This is a genomic window from Pseudomonas sp. NFACC10-1, assembly GCF_900119195.1.
Taxonomy (GTDB): Bacteria; Pseudomonadota; Gammaproteobacteria; order Pseudomonadales; family Pseudomonadaceae; genus Aquipseudomonas; species Aquipseudomonas cerasi.
This window is the reverse complement of sequence record NZ_FPJB01000001.1, coordinates 298,220-315,410: the sequence shown is the minus strand read 5'-3', so window position 1 is coordinate 315,410 and position 17,191 is coordinate 298,220. Positions and strand designations below refer to the sequence as shown.

The 17,191-nt window shown below is 58.5% G+C and carries 18 protein-coding genes; 6 read left to right on the top strand and 12 right to left on the bottom strand.

Annotation, left to right across the window (positions count from 1 at the left end; translation table 11 throughout):
* Nucleotides 1–751 precede the first annotated feature (751 nt).
* The 4 genes from BT119_RS01295 to BT119_RS01280 all read right to left on the bottom strand — a co-directional run bounded on the left by BT119_RS01295 (nucleotide 752) and on the right by BT119_RS01280 (nucleotide 4,174).
* Entirely contained in the window at nucleotides 752–1,879 is a 1,128-nt protein-coding gene (locus BT119_RS01295) for a sensor histidine kinase (protein WP_003436595.1), read from the bottom strand.
* Between the two features lie 133 nt (nucleotides 1,880–2,012).
* Nucleotides 2,013–2,252: a hypothetical protein gene (locus tag BT119_RS01290; protein ID WP_003436596.1), complete on the bottom strand. Its 240-nt coding sequence runs from the start codon at nucleotides 2,250–2,252 to the stop codon at nucleotides 2,013–2,015.
* 78 nt (nucleotides 2,253–2,330) lie between these two features.
* The gene (locus tag BT119_RS01285; RefSeq protein ID WP_003371644.1) at nucleotides 2,331–2,774 is read right to left on the bottom strand and encodes a LexA family protein; all 444 of its coding nucleotides are present in this window, start codon (nucleotides 2,772–2,774) and stop codon (nucleotides 2,331–2,333) included.
* A gap of 137 nt (nucleotides 2,775–2,911) precedes the next feature.
* The gene (locus BT119_RS01280; protein WP_003436597.1) at nucleotides 2,912–4,174 is read right to left on the bottom strand and encodes a M20/M25/M40 family metallo-hydrolase; all 1,263 of its coding nucleotides are present in this window, start codon (nucleotides 4,172–4,174) and stop codon (nucleotides 2,912–2,914) included.
* Nucleotides 4,175–4,528: 354 nt separating this feature from the next.
* Between BT119_RS01280 and tal the strand changes: the two genes are divergently transcribed.
* A complete protein-coding gene (tal, locus tag BT119_RS01275; protein ID WP_003423528.1) occupies nucleotides 4,529–5,458 on the top strand; it encodes a transaldolase in 930 nt (309 codons plus the stop codon).
* A gap of 85 nt (nucleotides 5,459–5,543) precedes the next feature.
* On the opposite strand, the gene rssC is transcribed toward tal, so the two are convergent.
* Both rssC and rssB read right to left on the bottom strand, forming a co-directional pair.
* Nucleotides 5,544–6,029: an anti-sigma factor antagonist RssC gene (rssC, locus tag BT119_RS01270; RefSeq protein WP_003315067.1), complete on the bottom strand. Its 486-nt coding sequence runs from the start codon at nucleotides 6,027–6,029 to the stop codon at nucleotides 5,544–5,546.
* Nucleotides 6,026–7,210, bottom strand: coding sequence for a two-component system response regulator RssB (gene rssB, locus BT119_RS01265; protein WP_003315068.1), 1,185 nt, complete (start codon nucleotides 7,208–7,210; stop codon nucleotides 6,026–6,028). Before rssB ends, rssC begins: the two co-directional genes overlap by 4 nt.
* 267 nt (nucleotides 7,211–7,477) lie before the next feature.
* On the opposite strand from rssB, the gene BT119_RS01260 reads away from it, so the two are divergent.
* Nucleotides 7,478–7,777: a PilZ domain-containing protein gene (locus BT119_RS01260; RefSeq protein ID WP_003371638.1), complete on the top strand. Its 300-nt coding sequence runs from the start codon at nucleotides 7,478–7,480 to the stop codon at nucleotides 7,775–7,777.
* Nucleotides 7,778–7,865: 88 nt separating this feature from the next.
* Here BT119_RS01260 and BT119_RS01255 read toward each other — a convergent pair whose 3' ends face one another.
* Nucleotides 7,866–8,567 (bottom strand): MlaA family lipoprotein, encoded by a 702-nt coding sequence (locus BT119_RS01255; RefSeq protein ID WP_003371636.1) that lies wholly within the window; start codon nucleotides 8,565–8,567, stop codon nucleotides 7,866–7,868.
* A gap of 198 nt (nucleotides 8,568–8,765) precedes the next feature.
* Between BT119_RS01255 and BT119_RS01250 the strand changes: the two genes are divergently transcribed.
* Both BT119_RS01250 and BT119_RS01245 read left to right on the top strand, forming a co-directional pair.
* Nucleotides 8,766–9,374, top strand: coding sequence for an HAD superfamily inactivated hydrolase PcrP (locus BT119_RS01250; protein ID WP_003436603.1), 609 nt, complete (start codon nucleotides 8,766–8,768; stop codon nucleotides 9,372–9,374).
* Between the two features lie 103 nt (nucleotides 9,375–9,477).
* On the top strand, nucleotides 9,478–9,747 hold the full coding sequence (locus tag BT119_RS01245; RefSeq protein WP_003315072.1) for a DUF4404 family protein: 270 nt from the start codon (nucleotides 9,478–9,480) through the stop codon (nucleotides 9,745–9,747).
* Nucleotides 9,748–9,919: 172 nt separating this feature from the next.
* On the opposite strand, the gene queF is transcribed toward BT119_RS01245, so the two are convergent.
* From queF to BT119_RS01225, 4 genes are all read right to left on the bottom strand, one after another.
* Nucleotides 9,920–10,750, bottom strand: a complete 831-nt coding sequence (queF, locus tag BT119_RS01240; RefSeq protein WP_003436606.1) for an NADPH-dependent 7-cyano-7-deazaguanine reductase QueF — start codon at nucleotides 10,748–10,750, stop codon at nucleotides 9,920–9,922.
* Between the two features lie 130 nt (nucleotides 10,751–10,880).
* A complete protein-coding gene (locus BT119_RS01235; protein WP_003371628.1) occupies nucleotides 10,881–12,125 on the bottom strand; it encodes a lipoprotein-releasing ABC transporter permease subunit in 1,245 nt (414 codons plus the stop codon).
* Nucleotides 12,126–12,199: 74 nt separating this feature from the next.
* A complete protein-coding gene (lolD, locus tag BT119_RS01230; RefSeq protein WP_016567727.1) occupies nucleotides 12,200–12,883 on the bottom strand; it encodes a lipoprotein-releasing ABC transporter ATP-binding protein LolD in 684 nt (227 codons plus the stop codon).
* A gap of 7 nt (nucleotides 12,884–12,890) precedes the next feature.
* The gene (locus BT119_RS01225) at nucleotides 12,891–14,141 is read right to left on the bottom strand and encodes a lipoprotein-releasing ABC transporter permease subunit (protein ID WP_003315078.1); all 1,251 of its coding nucleotides are present in this window, start codon (nucleotides 14,139–14,141) and stop codon (nucleotides 12,891–12,893) included.
* A 102-nt stretch (nucleotides 14,142–14,243) separates the two neighbouring features.
* Between BT119_RS01225 and BT119_RS01220 the strand changes: the two genes are divergently transcribed.
* Nucleotides 14,244–14,831, top strand: a complete 588-nt coding sequence (locus BT119_RS01220; protein WP_003371621.1) for a PilZ domain-containing protein — start codon at nucleotides 14,244–14,246, stop codon at nucleotides 14,829–14,831.
* Between the two features lie 44 nt (nucleotides 14,832–14,875).
* A complete protein-coding gene (locus BT119_RS01215; RefSeq protein ID WP_003371619.1) occupies nucleotides 14,876–15,598 on the top strand; it encodes a glycerophosphodiester phosphodiesterase in 723 nt (240 codons plus the stop codon).
* A 42-nt stretch (nucleotides 15,599–15,640) separates the two neighbouring features.
* Here the strand turns inward: BT119_RS01215 and sthA are convergent, their stop codons facing one another.
* Nucleotides 15,641–17,035, bottom strand: a complete 1,395-nt coding sequence (sthA, locus tag BT119_RS01210) for a Si-specific NAD(P)(+) transhydrogenase (RefSeq protein ID WP_003436620.1) — start codon at nucleotides 17,033–17,035, stop codon at nucleotides 15,641–15,643.
* Nucleotides 17,036–17,191 lie beyond the last annotated feature (156 nt).

Below are 17,191 nucleotides of genomic sequence, written 5' to 3'. Positions count from 1 at the left end.
CTAATATCAGCTTCTTACTTTGAGCAGCGAAGCAATACAACCCTGCTCCACATTTTTTGGCAAATCAGTTATGCCACAGGTTCTCTTACTTACCTGATAACCGCAAGCTCTACCATTAGAGTCATGCTGGTTAAACCTCATACACCAGCCTCGCCTTTCACATTTGTCACCTCTGCCTCACATGTGCATGCCTATGCCTACCCAGCTCAGTAATATGGTGATTGCCACTATGATTAAAAAACGTATCGAACACCATGCTTCGAAGATATGCAAGCGGAAGTGTTCCACTGAAGCGCTCAGTGGCGCATTGGCCAGCTACAAGCGAGCAGCCGTTAGCTCATCACTACAAATTTGCTACACAAGCTCAAAAATCGATAGAAATTGCAGTATTATCTGGGCTTTGCAGGTATATATGTCCAATCCATCATCGGAGCGACGGAGAAGCGGCGCGTGAACGAGCGCCTTTTATCGGGGCTTGCGGATGACATTAGCGTCGGTAGCTCGGAGAGAAGTATGGAGGCATTCTATCATCGGGCGTCGTTGTGCAGCCACGTTAGCCAATTGATGCCGCTGGATGGCTGTAAATTGGGAAGGTTTTGATGGATAAGTTTGAGGTCTTTCGGAATTGATCAAGCGGGCATCTCTGTCGCCCGCAAGATGCTTGAAAGCAGGTCCTCACCTCAGAAGCAAGACCGGGACACTATGTGTGTCGGTGTCGGATATACACCTCTGGCTGACAACCGCCCCCACCTCACCCCGCACTCAACGGAATGAACACCGCAAACGTAGTCCCATGATCCGCTTTCGACGTCACCTCGATACGCCCGCCGTGCGCGTCGACAATCCTGTCGACGATGAACAGACCCAGCCCCAGGCTTGAATAAGGTCCGTTGTCGGTCATCTTTTCGGGTGAGTAGCGGTCCATCGGGTTAAAGATGAACGGCAGCACATCTGCGGGAATCGGGCTGCCGGTGTTGTGGACGATAAAGCGCAGCTCGCCCTCCGAAACGGCCAGCGTCACTTCGACGGGATCGCAGCTATTGCCGTGCTGTATGGCGTTGCCGATGAGGTTCGAGAAGACCTGCTCCAGTCGATCGCCATCGAAGCGGCCGATGACCGGGTCCTCCGACGTCAAGCGAATGTCTGCTTCCGGGTTGACGGTACTCGATTCGTCAACGATGCGAACGCAGATCGGTTGCATGTCTATTTTGGTCTTTTTCAACGGGATGCCGGGACCGATCTGTGAGCGCGTGAAGTCGAGCAGATCGCCGACGATCTGGTTGGCCCGCTTCACGCTGGAGTAGATCCTCGATGCAACCTTGGTTGGCCGCGCGCCCAGATCATGGGTGCGCAGCAATACGTCGGCCCCCAGCAGTATGGCGCTTAGCGGGGTACGCAAATCGTGCCCGAGGATGCCAAGGAATATATTGCGTGATGCCTGAATCGCGCTGGTATAGCTGGAGATAGACTCGGCCAGGGCCTGATCTATCGCCTCGTTGAAACGAATCATGTCTTCGATCTGCTGTTGAGTGTCCAGCGCTTCTCGCGACATCCACTGTTTGATCACGCTCGCCCGTAATGCCCGAAACTCCGAAACCACCTGATCGATGGTGAAGCCCGACATCAGTCGAGTGATCGCGTGGCTTTTGGCTGCGGTTTGTTCATGTGACACGCCGTGGCCCTGCGATTTGTCGACCTGCTGTTGCAACGACTGATCCGTTTCCAGATCAGTGGCGATCGCCCGCAGCATTTGCTCGACATGGTCCCTGAGCTCTGTGGTATCCAGAGGCTCACCGGCCGGAGACAGGGTGCGTGCGAAATCGGTCCACTCGCGCACGATAGGTTCGATGTTTTCTAGGATGAAGCCTGATAAACGCATAGCCATTCAAACCTGAACATGAACTCCGCAGATTGCAGGTTCGTAGAGTGAGCCGGGCACCCGTCCCGACCCTGCGGACAGATAAAATCTGGAGTGAAGTTCACACAGTCAGCGGACTAATGGAATACCGAATCTAATCGGAAAGTGCCTGTAAACGAGCCTGAACTGCGTCGTCGAAAATGATGTAAAGCGCTTCGGCATCGGCTGGACGCAACTTTCTGCTGGTCTCAAGACCGTGAATGTATTCAATCTGCAACGCGGCTTCGGCTTCCACGTCGGCGCATGTGCTGGTTGCGTCGAGCGCCCTTACCAGATCACTGATTGCTCCCTGTACAGGCTTGGGGAGCCGTAGCTGGTCAAGTCGTTCTTGCATGCGCTCGGTATTCCGATAAAAGCCAAAGAGTGGGCAGCAGATCACGCAGCGACTTGCAATGCAAGGACATGCGTCTGTTCATCGATGAGCTGACGATGCAGCGCGGCCCTCCAGCAGGTTTTTCAGGCTGTAGGTGACCACGCCCAGAATGATCAGGTCATCGTTGTCGGTGACACGCAGTGGTGGGTAATCCGGATTTTGCGATTCCAGAATCACCACATCGCCGCGCATGTGCAGACGCCGGCAGATCTGCCGTGCATTGAGCGAGGCAACGACGATGTCACCGTGCTCAGCGTACTGGCTGCGGTCGACCACCAGCATGTCCCCGCTGCACATGCCGCCCCCTTGCATGCCTTGGTCTTCGATCCTGGCCAGGTAGGCGTGCGGCTCACGGACCTCGCAAAGCTCGGCGATGGAAACATGCTTCTCGACCACTGGCGATCTGGAACCAACGGACGACAGCGATATGAAAGGAAGCTTGATGCCACCTGCCGACAACGGGCCAAGGAATGTAACACTCATGAGGCGAGCCTTTTCTGATTAACTGTATACATATACAGTTAATCGTTTATCGGTGATCAGGTCAATCGCAATGCCCCACGCATCGACAGATGGCGTGGCCCGCAGACCACGCCTGTCAACGCTCCCCTCACGAGTCGTCAGGGCGCAGCATCGCCCTTCGACAACTGCGTAATCAGCGCCACGGTCAGGTAAAGCCTGGGCGCGATGCTCGACAACTCGATGTATTCATCGTCGGCATGCAGACCGGCGCCGACCACGCCCATGGTTTCGAGCACCGCAGGTTTTGCACTCCCCGGTACGTAGGCATAGCCCGCGTCGGTACCGAAACGCATGGCAATCGGCTCCAGAGTGCGGCCTGTTTTCTGGTACAGCGCCTGCGCGGTTTTCGCCAGCTGTTCGGAGCCAGGGTTTCTGGCCAGCGGCGGTCGGCCTTTTTCCATTCGCAAGGTCACTTCGGTGCCATCGACCAGTGTCTTCTTCACGATTTTTTGGCCATCAGCCAGTACGCGATCGCTCTCGCTGAGGTCGGAATAGCGCATGTCCGCCTCGGCTGATGCGCTGGATGGAATGATGTTGCGCTTCTCCCCGCCCTTGATCAGTGTCCAGTTGACGGTCGTGCCTTTGCCTGGGTCGCCGAGGTCCTTAAGCTGCAGCAACTGATGCGCCAGCTCGATGGCGGCATTGCGCCCGGCCTCGGGAGCGGAGCCCGCATGTGATGATTTGCCTTTGACATCGAGGAGCAGGCCATTGATGCCGTTGGTGGCGACGGTGACGGCATCCTTGTCAGGCGGCTCGTACGAAAACACGTAGTCATGCTGGCGAGCGAGTTCGGCGATGACTTTTTTCGAACCGCTGGAGCCGGTCTCCTCGTCCGGGTTAAAGAGCACAGTGAGCGTACCGAACTCCTTGAAGTGCTCATTCTGCAACAACTGCAGTGCGTGCAGAATCATCGCCACGCCGCCCTTGGCATCTGCCACCCCTGGCCCATAGGCGCGCTCGCTGTCGAGCCTGAAGGGACGCTTGGCGGCAGTGCCAGGCCCGAACACCGTGTCGTAGTGGACCATCAACAGAAAAGAACGCGTGCCGTTGCCTTTGAACGTGCCGACGATATTGTCCCCCGCCGAAGGATCTGCCGGCGTGGTGGAGACTTCAGCGCCCAGCGCCTTGAGACGTTCGACCAGCATCGCGCTGACGGTCTTCAGCCCGGGTGCCTGGCCGGTGCCTGTGTCGATATCGACCAGTTGCCGGACAGTGTCGAGGTAGGCCGGTTGTTCGGCCTGGGCTTTTTTCAGCAACTGATCGGGTGACAGCTCGGCGGCATTGGCAGCCATGGAAAACAGACCCATGGAAACCAGGGAAAGTCCGATGGCGGCAGTGAGGGGGAAGCGTCGTGAATGCATGCTGGTTCCTTCAGATCATCGCGAGTTGAACAGCATCTTTACCCCAATGCGCCGCTCGACGCCACAGCCCGGTCTGATTGCGAACCCGGCTCACCCCGGCGCAGCGGCCTTCTGTCAAAGGCACGGTAAGCTGATGTTCGCGCCCATTGCGCAACGTGCAGGCCGCTCTTCAAGAGGTTAAATTCACATCAAGGGAACAAGCGGTCTGTGCGAGGCTCAAAAACACTCTAGACAAAGGTATTCACGACAACGCCGTCCCTCAGGGCCTATCATCGGCAGCAGTAAACGCTGCGGCCTTGAGTGGTCGGCAGCGCTCGGGTAATGTCATCCAACCGCACAGGACAGAGCACGCTCATGACTTCCAAGCTGGATCAACTCAAGAAATTCACCACCGTTGTTGCCGATACCGGCGACTTCGGCGCCATCAAGAGCCTCGAACCCGAGGACGCCACCACCAACCCTTCCCTGCTGCTCAAGGCCGCTTCCGACGCGAACAACGCCAAGATGCTGGGCGAAGCGTTCGACGGTAGCAAGGGCGACATCGGCCTGGCCTGCGACCGCTTTGCAGTCGCCATCGGTCAGGAGATTCTCAAGGTGGTTCCGGGCCGCGTATCCACTGAAGTGGACGCACGCCTTTCCTTCGACACCCATGCCCTGATCGAGCGCAGCGAGCGTTTGATCGGTCTGTACGACGCCGCAGGCATCAAGCGTGACCGGGTGCTGATCAAACTGGCCGCCACCTGGGAAGGTATCCGCGCAGCTGAAAAGCTCGAGAAGGATGGCATCCAGACCAACCTGACCTTGCTGTTCTCCTTCGCCCAGGCAGTCGCCTGCGCCGAGGCCGGGGTGTTCCTGATTTCGCCGTTCGTGGGCCGCATCTACGACTGGTACAAGAAGTCGACAGGCACCGACTACACCGGCGCAGAAGACCCGGGTGTGCAGTCGGTTACGCGCATCTACAACTACTACAAGGCCAACGACTTCAAGACCGTGGTCATGGGTGCGAGCTTTCGCAACCTGAACCAGATCGAACAGTTGGCCGGTTGTGATCGCCTGACCATCAGCACCGACCTGCTCAAGAAGCTGGCCGAAGACACCGGCACTCTGGAACGCAAGCTTGCACCGGGTAACGCCGGCGAAGCGCGTCAGAGCCTGACCGAGAGCCAGTTCCGCTGGGCCTCCAACGAGGATGCCATGGCCACTGAAAAGCTGGCTGAAGGTATTCGCCAGTTCGCTCGCGATCAGGAAAAGCTGGAAGCACTGCTCTCCGCCAAAAAAGCCTGAACATGAAAAAGGGCGACACCTTCGCAGGTGTCGCCCTTTTTGCTGCCTGGGGTTCGGCGATCAGAGAGACAGACGCAACTGATACCTAGCGCTGACCTTCCAGTGCATTGACCAGATCATGGAACGCTTCACGATTGGAATCGTTGAGGCCCATCAGGATCTTGTGCGCTTCGAGCACCTTGGCCTTTACCACTTCTTCGCACTGGTCCTGTGAAGGCAGATCAGTCAGGCACTCAGGCCGCGGCAGAGGCCGGTCAACGATGTTGAAGACCTGATCAAAGCCCATCGACTGCAACAGGCGCGTGATGTCCTCATGAGTGGTCACGAGCGTCGGCAACAGGCCCACCTTCTGGCGTGACAGAATCGAGAGTTTGGCCAGCAGGCCAAGCGTGGTGCTGTCAATGCTGCGCGTTTCGGTCAGGTCAATGACCACCGCCGAGAAATTCAGCGCAGTGAAGATGCGCTCGATAGTCGCATCCAGGGCCGAACACAGCGTCAACCGTACTTCACCCACGAACTTGAGAACGAAGGTGCCTTCCTGCTCGGCGAACTGGATTCTACCGGTACTCATTCAAGATTCCTGCTTAACACTAACAAGGCGATATCATCCGGCATCTCCCCTAGCGTTGCCAATTCAAAAACCCGCTGCAAGCCATCCAGGCTGCCGCCAGCCGTCTTGACCAATTCGGGAAGGACGGCTTCTTTCTCTTTGAGTGTATCACCGGGTAACAAGTCCAGTATGCCATCAGACAACATGGTCAGACTGAAGGACTCGGGCAGATCGATTTCATGATCCTGATAGGTGGCCTCATTGAACAACCCGACCGGCAGTCCACGACCTTCCAGATAATGCGCCTGCCCTTCGGAATACAACACAGGCAGTGGCAGATGTCCGCCCACTGCGTACGTCAGTTTACCTGACTCTTCATCGATGACACCGCCGACCATCGTAACGTGCTTGCCCAGCTTGCAACTGATAAGGCCGCGATTGATATGCCCCAGCACATCCGATGGCTTGAACTCCGGAAGCGTTCCGCCACGCTTGGACTCGAACAGCAGCCGCGTGGTCATGAACTTCAGCAGTACGGTAATGAATGCCGATGACGCCCCATGACCTGAAACATCGGCCAGGTAAAAAGCGACACGCCGCTCGTCGACCCTGAAATAATCGACAAAATCGCCGGACAGGTACAACGACGGAATGATCTGGTGGGCAAACTTGAATGCGTCAATCGACCACGGAGTGATTGGCAGCATGTTCATCTGCACTTGCCGACCCGCGTCCTGGTCTTCCTGCAACAGGTGCAGGCTGGCTTCGAGTTCGCGATTGGCCTTTTCCAGCTTTTCGCGGTAGACCTGGTTTTCAGTGAGCAGGCGCGCCCGATCCAGCGCACGGCGCACCGAATGCTCGAGCACGGCAAGATCTTCGAGAGGCTTGATCAGGTAGTCGGCAGCGCCAAGGCGCAAGGCCTCGACTGCATCGCTCATCACGCCCGCACCGGAAACGACGATGACAGGCGTCTGCGGAGCGATGGCGGTGACCTGACGGATCAGCTCAAGCCCGCCCATCTGTGGCATGCGAAGATCGCAGACCACCAGATCGGGGTTCTCCTGCTCGAATATCTGAATTCCCTGCAAGCCATTACTCGCTTGCAGAACGCTGAAGCCACTGTCTTCAAGGTAGGCGGCAAGGCTTGCGCGCACTACGTCGTCGTCATCGATAATCAGCAGCTTGGCACTGGTTTTTGGCATGGGGGCAAACGGCGCCAGATCAGGTTGGCGTAGGCGGCCCGGGATTACCGGAAACCGCTTACTGGATTCGCTTCTAGCCTCTCCGCAATAACACGCAGTAACTTGATAAGTCTGTCGTGTTTCAGAGGTGCCCTTCAAGGCGCAGACGGTACTCCCATCCGACGGGTGTTTCAAGCATGCTCCTACCCTCACTTTGCGCTCTTTACATCGCAAATCACCCAGAGTTATAAGAACTCACAAATCAGCAACTAAAACGAAGGACTGTACATGAGTCGAAATGATCGCGACTACGAGGAAAAGCGGGATTACATCCGCATGCGCGTCGATGCAGACGTCAACCTGATCCACGCCGGCCAGGTCATCCCTGCCGTATGCATTGATCTTTCAAGCTCCGGCATGCAGGTTCAGGCACCACGCTTGTTCCAGGTCGGAGACAAACTCAGCGTGCGCATTGACTCTGACCATCCTGCGCTCAAGGGGCTTGAAGCCGAAACCGAGGTGGTCTGGGTGAATGATGAAGAAGGTGGCGTACAGAAACTGGGTCTTTCAATCGTCTCGATGAAGTGAAAACAGGCGGAACAGGTTCACATTTTTACAAAATAATAAAGGCGACCCAGGGTCGCCTTTATTGATTCATGCAGAGGCAAAGCAGCGATTAAAAATCGTCTTCGACCTTGCCATCCTTGACCTTGAACTCGCGGTTCTGCAAATAGGCATTGCGAATGAAGGTGTAGCGATCGCCACTGACCATGCGCTCGGCAGACAGCAGGCTGGCCCGCGTATCGACCAGGTTGACGCCCAGCGCCGTGTTACGGGTCGGGACGTGATCGATGTAGCGGTAAGGCGAGGTGTAGGTGTCCGGGTACTTGGCGAACGCATCACGTACGGTGCTTGGCCCCAGAAACGGAATGACCACGAACGGGCCGCTCGGCACGCCCCAGTAGCCCAGCGTCTGACCGAAGTCTTCATCGTTGCGCTGCAGGCCCATGCGGGTACCCACGTCGATGAAGCCCAGCAGACCGAAAGTAGTGTTGACGATCAGGCGCGCCGTGTCGACGCCCGCCGCTTCAGGCTTGGCCTGCAGCACGTTGTTCGCCAAGTTGCCGACATCACCGATGTTGCTGAAGAAGTTATGGATACCGTCTTCGACGAATTGCGGCGCGATGTACTGATACCCCTTGGCCAGCGGCTTGAGCGTGTAGGCATCAAGGGTATCGTTGAAGGTGAAAATGGAACGGTTGATACCTTCCCAGGGATCGTCCTCGGCGGCCTGAACGGCTACCGGAACCAGCGCGATGCCTGCACACAGGGACAATTGCACCAAACGTTTGATAAAGCCTGCACCGGTCACGGGCATAGCTGACACTCCTGATCGAGATATCGAAATAATGACGCGGGTGCTACGCCCCACACGCTAGGACAGGGAGTATAAAGCCTTCTGTCGAGAATAAGGCAGGTCTGTCAGCAAAGGGTTCCGCATAAACCCCGTCATCGCACATTCATCGAAGTGTCACAAAAGATCGGTAGCGTTTCTCGATATTTCAGAGAGATCCTCATGCTCGCCCCGGTCATCACGCCTTTGCCAACCTTCCCTGCCCTGCTGTTCGGCCTGAGCGGCTGCCTGGTGGACTTCGGTGCGCAGGCCGCGAACTCGCGCGCCCCTGGCCATGAGCACACACAGTTCACACCGGGCGCAGAGGCTATTCTGCAGACCCTGCGCGAGCAGAGCATGCCTTGCGCCTGGCTCGAGGAACTGCCTGAAAGCGTGAGCAGCGCACTGGCTGTGCCGGTGAATGACTGGATGATTCCCGCGCCCCGCCCCACTGCAGGCTGGCCCGCCCCGGATGCCTGCTGGATGGCATTGATGGCCCTGAAAGTCAGCCACCTGGATGGTTGCGTCCTGATCAGCGGCGACCCGCGCCTGTTGCAGTCCGGACTGAACGCCGGACTGTGGACCATTGGCCTGGCATCCTGCGGACCACTGTGCGGGCTCTCGCCTTCACAATGGCAGGCACTCGGCGATGCAGAACGCGAACAGCGACGCGCACAGGCCACGCTCAAACTCTATTCGCTGGGCGTGCATTCGGTGATCGACCACCTGGGTGAACTGGAATCCTGCCTGGCCGACATTGCCCTGCGACGCAGCAAGGGCGAAAAACCCTGATACATATGCAGCAAGGCGTTGACTGGATTAGTCTTGAGTGAACATGGACCTTTAACGCTCCGGCGAAGTCCATGAGACAGACTTATCAATCAAGGAGCACGTCATGCCCGCCCGCGAACTGCAAGAACAACTCAATACCCTGCGCGAGCAACTGGAGCATAACCCGCCGATGTCAGAGTCCGAGCGGGAAAACCTGCACGAACTCATGCAACAAATTGAAACTAAAATTCAGCTGGAACAGGCCACCCACGAGCAGGACAGCAGCCTGGCTGATGGCGTGAATCTGGCCGTCGAGCGTTTCGAGCTGGAGCATCCGACCATCGCCGGCACCTTGCGCAACATCGTGCAGACGCTGGGCAATATCGGGGTCTGATTGGGGGATGCCGTTCTAATGGCTCTGCGTCCGACCGCTGATGCGCGGTGCGACGCAGAGTTGTGACGCAGAGCGTCACCCAATGCATGCCCACACACCTATCGTTCCTCACGCTCCGCGTGGGAATGCCGTTCCGGACGCTCTGCGTCCACGCCCTTGGCGGCAGACGCTACTACTGCCGCGCCAGCCTGCGATTGCTCACGTCCAGCGTTTCTGTGCTGCGATACGGGTTGATATCCAGACCCCCGCGACGCACGTAGCGTGCGTAAACCGTCAGTTTTTCCGGTTTGAGCAAACGCTGCAGGTCGAGGAAGATTCTTTCCACACACTGCTCGTGAAAGTCCGAATGCTGGCGGAAGCTGACGATATACGCCAGCAGGCTGGCATGATCCAGCGCAGCGCCGCGATATTCGACGACTACGCTGCCCCAGTCAGGCTGGCTGGTGACCGGGCAGTTGGACTTGAGCAGGTGACTGTGCACGCTCTCTTCCACCACCCGCGAGTCATCACAATGCAGCAACTCGGGCTGCGGCCGGTCATAGCTGCTGACCGAGATGTCCAGGTCGTCGATACATACGCCCGGCAAAGCCGCGACACCTTCTTCTTCGATCGCCGCCAGACTGCGAATACGCACCCCGACCGGCTTGCCCGCCGCGGCCGACAGATCCTGCTCAAGGGTGGTCTGCAGCTGTTCGACGCTCGCGAAAGCTGTCTGATTCAGCGAATTGAGGTACAGCTTGAACGACTTCGATTCGATGATGTTCGGCGATTCGGCCGGAATACTGAATTCGCCAATGGCCACCACCGGCTTGCCGGAAGGCAGCAGCCATGACAGCTCGTAGCAGTTCCAGAAATCGACACCCTGATAAGGCAGCGTCTGCGCGGTGAGTCCAAGCTCGGCCCATTTTGCGGCACGAGGAATCGGGAACAACAGAGACGGCGTGTAGGTGGCGATGTACTCACTGGACTTGCCCAGCGGCGAGTGTTCGGCTGCGGGATGCATGGCGATACCTGGATCATGAATTAACGCGGCGAGTTTATAGCGTTTGCGCGGGGCTTTCAGCGAAAATCAGCTTTGCCTCGCCACCCGCGCAGGCCGCCGTGCGGCCTCGACGAAGGTGGCTAAGGCCCTGTCACTCGTAACGCAGTGCGTGCGCTGGCTGGATCTGCGCGGCGCGCCATGCGGGGTAGATGGTCGCCAGAAAGCTCAGGATAAACCCGGCACTGCAGATCAGCAGCACGTCACCGGCCTGCAGTTCGGACGGCAGGTTGCTGATGAAATACACATCGGAACTGAAGATGTGCTGGCCGCTGACCCGCTCGATCCAGCCCACCAGGCTGCTGACGTTCAGCGCTGCAATAATCCCCAGGATGCCGCCGATCAATGTACCGACAATGCCGATGACGGTGCCCTGGACCACGAAAATCGCCATGATCTGCCGCGGCGTGGCGCCGATGGTGCGCAGGATGGCGATATCTGCGCCCTTGTCGTTGACCACCATGATCAGCGTGGCAATGATGTTGAACGCCGCCACGGCGACGATCATCAGCAGCAACAGACCAATCATGGTCTTTTCCATCTTCATGGCGCTGAACAGGCTGCCCTGAGTGTGGGTCCAGTCATCGGCGCGATAGCCCTCACCGAGGCCGGCGGCAATGGCGGTGGACACCTGAGGCGCCTTGTACAGATCCTTGAGCGCCAGTCGCACACCCTGAACCTGGTTCGGCTGCCAGCGCTGCATCTGTGCCGCATCGGCGATGTTGATCAGGCCCATCGAACCGTCCAGCTCGGCACCGACCTTGAAGATACCCACGACAGTCAGGCGTTGCAGGCGCGGCGTGATGCCGCCAGGGGCGCTGCTCACTTCCGGCACGATCAGGGTCAGCTTGTCCCCGATGGTCAAACGAAAGCGGCGTGCGGTGATATCACCGAGCACCACGCCGAACTCGCCCGGCTTGAGGTCTTCGAGGCTTCCGCGGGTGATGTGCTGCGTGACGATCGACACTTCATGTTCCAGCGCCGGGTCGACACCGCTGATCTGGATCGGCTGCATCGAGCCCTTGTAGGACAACATGCCTTCCATGTCGGTGAACGGCACGGCAGCAGTGACTTCAGGGTTTTTCAGCGCAGCGTCTGCCAGCGGTTTCCAGTCATCGACCGGCGTGGTACCGGCAATGACCGCGTGCGGCACCATGCCGAGAATCCGCGAGCTCATTTCCCGCTGGAAACCGTTCATGACCGACAGCACCACGATCATCGCCAGGACACCGAGTGCCAGACCGATCATCGAGGTCATCGAAATGAACGAGATGAAGCTTTTGCGGCGTTTGGCGCGGGTATAGCGCATGCCGATGAAGATGGGTAACGGTCTGAACATTCGCGAAGCACCGTGGAAAATACACCGTATAAAAACTGGAACCCGACGCGATGAATGGCGCCGGGCCGGGTCGATCAGGCCTCGACGAGGCGGCCGTCTTCCAGACGCAGGACACGGTCCATTTGCCGGGCCAGGTTCATGTCATGGGTCACGATCAGAAACGCCGTGCGCGACGACGTGCTCAATTCACGCATCAGGTCCTGAATGCCCTGCGCCGTGTGGTGATCGAGGTTGCCGGTAGGCTCGTCGAGCATCACCAGACCCGGCTGATTGATCAAGGCACGGGCAATTGCCACACGCTGACGCTCGCCACCGGACAGCTCCGAAGGCTTGTGCGCCAGACGATGCCCGAGACCGACACGCTCCAACAGTGCGGTGGAACGCTTGCGGGCTTCAGGGATGGGCGTACGGCCGATCAGCAATGGCATGCAGACGTTTTCAAGCGCGGTGAATTCCGGCAGCAAATGGTGGAACTGGTAGACGAAACCCAGCGCCCGGTTACGCAGCAGGCCTCGGGCCTTTTCGCCCAGCGCCGACAACTCTTCGCCCGCGAGCCACACACTGCCTTCGGACGGCGTATCCAGCCCACCCAGCAGGTTGAGCAAGGTACTTTTGCCCGACCCCGAACTGCCGACGATCGCGACACGCTCGCCGGGGTGCAACTCCAGCTGCAGACCGGACAACACCACCACGGATTCCGGGCCTTCCTCGTAGGATTTACCCAGGTTGCGGCAACTCAATACTGCTTTATCAGACATGCCCGACTCACTCATAACGTAACGCCTCCGCCGGCTGGGTGCGCGCAGCACGCCAGGCGGGATACAGGGTGGCGAGGAAACTCAGGACCAACGCTGCACCGCAGACCTGGAACACGTCCTGGGCCATCAGTTGCGAAGGCAGGTAATCGATGAAGTAGACGTCGGCGTTGAGAAACTTGTGGCCGATCAGCCCTTCGAGTGCAGCAATGGCTGCGCTGACATTGAGCGCCGCCAGAATACCCAGTGCCGCGCCGATCAGCGTACCGACCACGCCGATCACCGTGCCCTGGACCATGAATATCGCCATGATCTGTCGCGGCGTAGCGCCCAGGGTACGCAGAATGGCGATGTCGCCCTTCTTGTCATTGACCACCATCACCAGCGTGGAAATGATATTGAAGGCCGCCACCGCCACGATCAGCAGCAGCAACAGACCGATCATGGCCTTTTCCATGCGGATGGCCTGATACAGGTTGCCGTGGGTGCGCGTCCAGTCACGCGAGTAGAAATTGTTTTCGCCCAGCTTCTGCGCGATTTCCCACGAGGTACGTGGCGCGGCGAACAGGTCGTCGAACTTGAGACGCAGGCCCTGCACCTGATTGGGCTTCCAGCGGTGCAGACGGCCCAGGTCATCGAGGTTGGTCAGCCCGAGGAAACCGTCGATTTCGCCAGCGCCGACGTGAAAGATGCCGGTCACCTCGAAACGCTTCATACGCGGGAACATCCCGGCCGGCGTCACCGTTACCTCAGGTGCAACGAAGGTCAGTTTGTCACCGATGCCGACGCCCAGCTTGGCCGCGGCCTTGTCGCCGATCATGATGCCGAAGCTGCCGGGCGAAAGACTGTCGAGCTGGCCCTGCTTGATGAAGTGGTCAATGATCGAGACCTTGCGCTCTTCAAGCGGGTCGATACCGTTGAGCAGCACTTTCTGGACCTTGCCGTCGTGAGTCAGCAAACCCTGCATCTGGGTGAACGGCGCCACGGCCAGCACCTGCGGGTTTTCCTGAACCTTCGCGGCCAGACCGCGCCAGTCGGTGATCGGGTCAGCGGATTCGATGGTCGCGTGCGGCACCATGCCGAGCACACGGGTACGCATTTCGTGATCGAAACCATTCATCACCGATAACACGACTATCATGACCACAACGCCCAGGGCGAGGCCGATCATGGATGTCAGGGAGATGAAGGAAACAAAATGATTGCGTCGCTTCGCACGGGTGTAGCGCGTGCCGATAAATACAAAAAGAGGTCTGAACATGTAGGAATTTGTTCGCAGGAATGAGGACGTCCGTGTGGCGGGCCTTGACGTGCAGCTTTACACTCGAAACTCTCTGACCACCGCCGCTAGCTTGGGTTCGCCATGTCGACATTAGATGAAGCAGGACGCCGCGAATACTACCGTATCGACGACAGCGTCGCACTGGAAATTAACCCCCTGTCTGCCGCCGATCAGGCAAGCCAGGATGCCATGCAGGACACCTCGACGCTGTTCGACCTGCTCAGCGAGCTGCACGTCAGCGAGTTCGAGTCGCAGCATCTGATGCGCCAGCTCGACGAGCGCGACCGGGTGCTGAACAGTTTTCTCAAGTCGCTGAGCAAGCGCATCGACCTGCTGGGCGAAGTGGTTGCCCACACCGCACTGGGCAAACTGGGCGCTCCCCAGCCGGTCAAACTGTCCGAAGGCGGGATCCAGTTCAATTCGCAACAGGCTTTTGCCGTCGGCGAACAGCTGTCGATCAAGATGGTGCTCATGCCACAGGCCGCGGGTCTGATGCTGCGCGCGAGGGTTTCGCAGTGCGACACGCTGGCAGACGGCAACTTCGATGTCAGCACCGATTTTGTCAATCTTCCGGACGCCCAGCGCCAGTTACTCGCCCGCCATGTGTTGCAGCGTCAGGCTCAGCAGCGACGTCAGGCACTGGAACAGGGCCAGCCCTCCGGAAATTGAACGCCCTGCCCCTTTTTCACTATCAGCAGTAGCCAGGAGTAAACGTGACCCTTATCTACGGCCACCGCGGCGCCAAGGGCGAAGCACCGGAAAACACCCTGACCAGCTTTCAGGAATGCCTCAAGCACGGCGTGCGCCGCTGTGAACTGGACCTGCACCTTTCAAAGGACGGGGAGTTGATGGTCATTCACGACCCTACCCTCAAGCGCACCACCGACCGGCGCGGCAAGGTCAATGAACACCTGGCAGCCGATCTGGTGACGTATGACGCACGCAAGGGAGGCCCTGGCTGGGTCTCACCGTGCCCGATTCCACGCCTGGAAGAACTCTTCGAACAATGCGATTTCGAGCACTGGCAGCTGGAGGTCAAAAGCGCTTCACGCACTCGCGCCGCCAACACCGTGCTGGCGATTCGTGAAATGGCTCAGCGCCATGGCTTGCTGGACAAGGTGACGATCACCTCCAGCTCTCGCGAAGTACTGCGCGCCGCGATGGACCTGACGCCGGACATATCGCGCGGGCTGGTAGCCGAGTACGCCTGGCTTGACCCACTGAAGGTCGCCCAGAGTTACGGCTGTGAAATTCTGGCATTGAACTGGACACTGTGTACCCCGGAGCGTCTGCAGAAAGCACAGCGTCAGGGCCTGCATGTGTCGGTATGGACAGTCAACGAGCCTGCCTTGATGCGCAGGCTCGCTGATTTCGGCGTCGACAGCCTGATTACAGACTTTCCCGGTTTGGCCACTGCCACGCTCGGGAATCGCTGAAATCGGTCTCCCCGGCCGGCTCAGGCCACCGGCCGGAGTCGCTTAAAAAAGCCGGTTAAGGCCGTCGTATGCAGCTACCCGATAGGCTTCGGCCATGGTCGGGTAGTTGAAGGTGGTGTTGACGAAGTACTTCATGGTGTTCGCTTCACCCGGCTGGCTCATGATTGCCTGACCGATGTGCACGATCTCGGACGCCTGGTCACCGAAGCAATGCACGCCCAGCACTTCGAGCGTCTCGCGGTGGAACAGGATCTTCAGCATCCCGACCCGCTCCCCGGAAATCTGCGCACGCGCCATGCCCTTGAAGAACGCCTTGCCCACTTCGTAAGGCACCTTGGCCTGCGTCAGTTCGTGTTCGTTCTTGCCGATCGAGCTGATCTCGGGGATGGTGTAGATCCCGGTCGGCACATCGTTGACATAACGCCAGCTGCCATTGTCGACCATACTGCCCGCTGCCGAACGACCCTGGTCGTAAGCCGCACTGGCCAGGCTTGGCCAGCCAATCACATCGCCGGCGCCGTAGACGTTGGAAACGCTGGTGCGGTAGGTCTCGTCCACTTCGATCTGACCACGGCCGTTGGCCTTCAGACCGATGTTCTCAAGACCCAGCTTGTCGGTGTTGCCGGTACGGCCGTTGCACCACAGCAAGGCATCGGCCTTGATCTTCTTGCCGGACTTGAGGTGCAGGATAACGCCGTTATCCAGACCTTCGACCTTCTCGTATTCTTCGTTGTGGCGAACCATCACGTTGTTGTTACTGAAGTGATAGCTCAGCGCCTGGGAAATTTCCGAATCCAGGAAGCTCAGCAACTGGTCACGGTTATCGACCAGCTCGACCAGCACGCCAAGGCCACTGAAGATCGAGGCGTATTCACAGCCGATCACACCGGCGCCATAAATGATCAGCTTGCGCGGGGTATGGCCCAGGCTGAGGATGGTGTCGCTGTCGTAGATGCGTTTGTGACTGAAATCGATATCGGCCGGCCGATAAGGGCGCGAACCGGTGGCGATGATGATCTGGTTGGCCACCAGCTTTTCCACCACACCGTTGGTGCAGACCACGTTGATGCTGGTCTCGTCGGCAAAACTGCCGGTGCCGAAGAACACGTCGACGCGGTTACGGGCGTAGTAACTGGTGCGCGAGGCCACTTGCTTGGAGATGACCATTTCGGCGTTTTTCAACACATCCGGAAACGAAAACCAGCGCGGCTCGCCGATGGCACGGAACATGGGATTGGTGTTGAACTGAATGATCTGCTTGACCGAGTGACGCAGGGCCTTGGACGGAATGGTACCCAAATGGGTGCAGTTACCGCCCACCTGCCGACGGCTGTCGACCATGGCGACCTTGCGCCCCGCCTTGGCGGCGTTCATTGCCGCGCCTTCTCCGGCAGGGCCGGAACCCAGTACCACTACGTCGTAGTTGTAGACAGCCATGCGTACTCCTTTAAACAGACCGAGGCGCCACTCTGGCATCTCTGGCTAAATCACGCGGCGCAGTCTAGCGCTACACCGAGGCGGCGAACATTAACCCTTGGTCGCGTCGAAGGCCAATTTTTGTCTGCACGAGGCGCCAGTGACCGGCTGATCCGG

Excerpts from the sequence above, each read along its gene's own strand:
- BT119_RS01225 (WP_003315078.1), bottom strand. The coding sequence starts at position 14,141 with ATGTTCAGACCTCTTTTTGTATTTATCGGCACGCGCTACACCCGTGCG.
- BT119_RS01295 (WP_003436595.1), bottom strand. The coding sequence starts at position 1,879 with ATGCGTTTATCAGGCTTCATCCTAGAAAACATCGAACCTATCGTGCGC.
- lolD (WP_016567727.1), bottom strand. The coding sequence starts at position 12,883 with ATGTCTGATAAAGCAGTATTGAGTTGCCGCAACCTGGGTAAATCCTAC.
- BT119_RS01280 (WP_003436597.1), bottom strand. The coding sequence starts at position 4,174 with ATGCATTCACGACGCTTCCCCCTCACTGCCGCCATCGGACTTTCCCTG.
- sthA (WP_003436620.1), bottom strand. The coding sequence starts at position 17,035 with ATGGCTGTCTACAACTACGACGTAGTGGTACTGGGTTCCGGCCCTGCC.
- BT119_RS01235 (WP_003371628.1), bottom strand. The coding sequence starts at position 12,125 with ATGTTCAGACCGTTACCCATCTTCATCGGCATGCGCTATACCCGCGCC.
- BT119_RS01245 (WP_003315072.1), top strand. The coding sequence starts at position 9,478 with ATGCCCGCCCGCGAACTGCAAGAACAACTCAATACCCTGCGCGAGCAA.
- tal (WP_003423528.1), top strand. The coding sequence starts at position 4,529 with ATGACTTCCAAGCTGGATCAACTCAAGAAATTCACCACCGTTGTTGCC.
- BT119_RS01290 (WP_003436596.1), bottom strand. The coding sequence starts at position 2,252 with ATGCAAGAACGACTTGACCAGCTACGGCTCCCCAAGCCTGTACAGGGA.
- BT119_RS01250 (WP_003436603.1), top strand. The coding sequence starts at position 8,766 with ATGCTCGCCCCGGTCATCACGCCTTTGCCAACCTTCCCTGCCCTGCTG.
- BT119_RS01260 (WP_003371638.1), top strand. The coding sequence starts at position 7,478 with ATGAGTCGAAATGATCGCGACTACGAGGAAAAGCGGGATTACATCCGC.
- rssC (WP_003315067.1), bottom strand. The coding sequence starts at position 6,029 with ATGAGTACCGGTAGAATCCAGTTCGCCGAGCAGGAAGGCACCTTCGTT.
- BT119_RS01255 (WP_003371636.1), bottom strand. The coding sequence starts at position 8,567 with ATGCCCGTGACCGGTGCAGGCTTTATCAAACGTTTGGTGCAATTGTCC.
- rssB (WP_003315068.1), bottom strand. The coding sequence starts at position 7,210 with ATGCCAAAAACCAGTGCCAAGCTGCTGATTATCGATGACGACGACGTA.
- BT119_RS01220 (WP_003371621.1), top strand. The coding sequence starts at position 14,244 with ATGTCGACATTAGATGAAGCAGGACGCCGCGAATACTACCGTATCGAC.
- BT119_RS01285 (WP_003371644.1), bottom strand. The coding sequence starts at position 2,774 with ATGAGTGTTACATTCCTTGGCCCGTTGTCGGCAGGTGGCATCAAGCTT.
- queF (WP_003436606.1), bottom strand. The coding sequence starts at position 10,750 with ATGCATCCCGCAGCCGAACACTCGCCGCTGGGCAAGTCCAGTGAGTAC.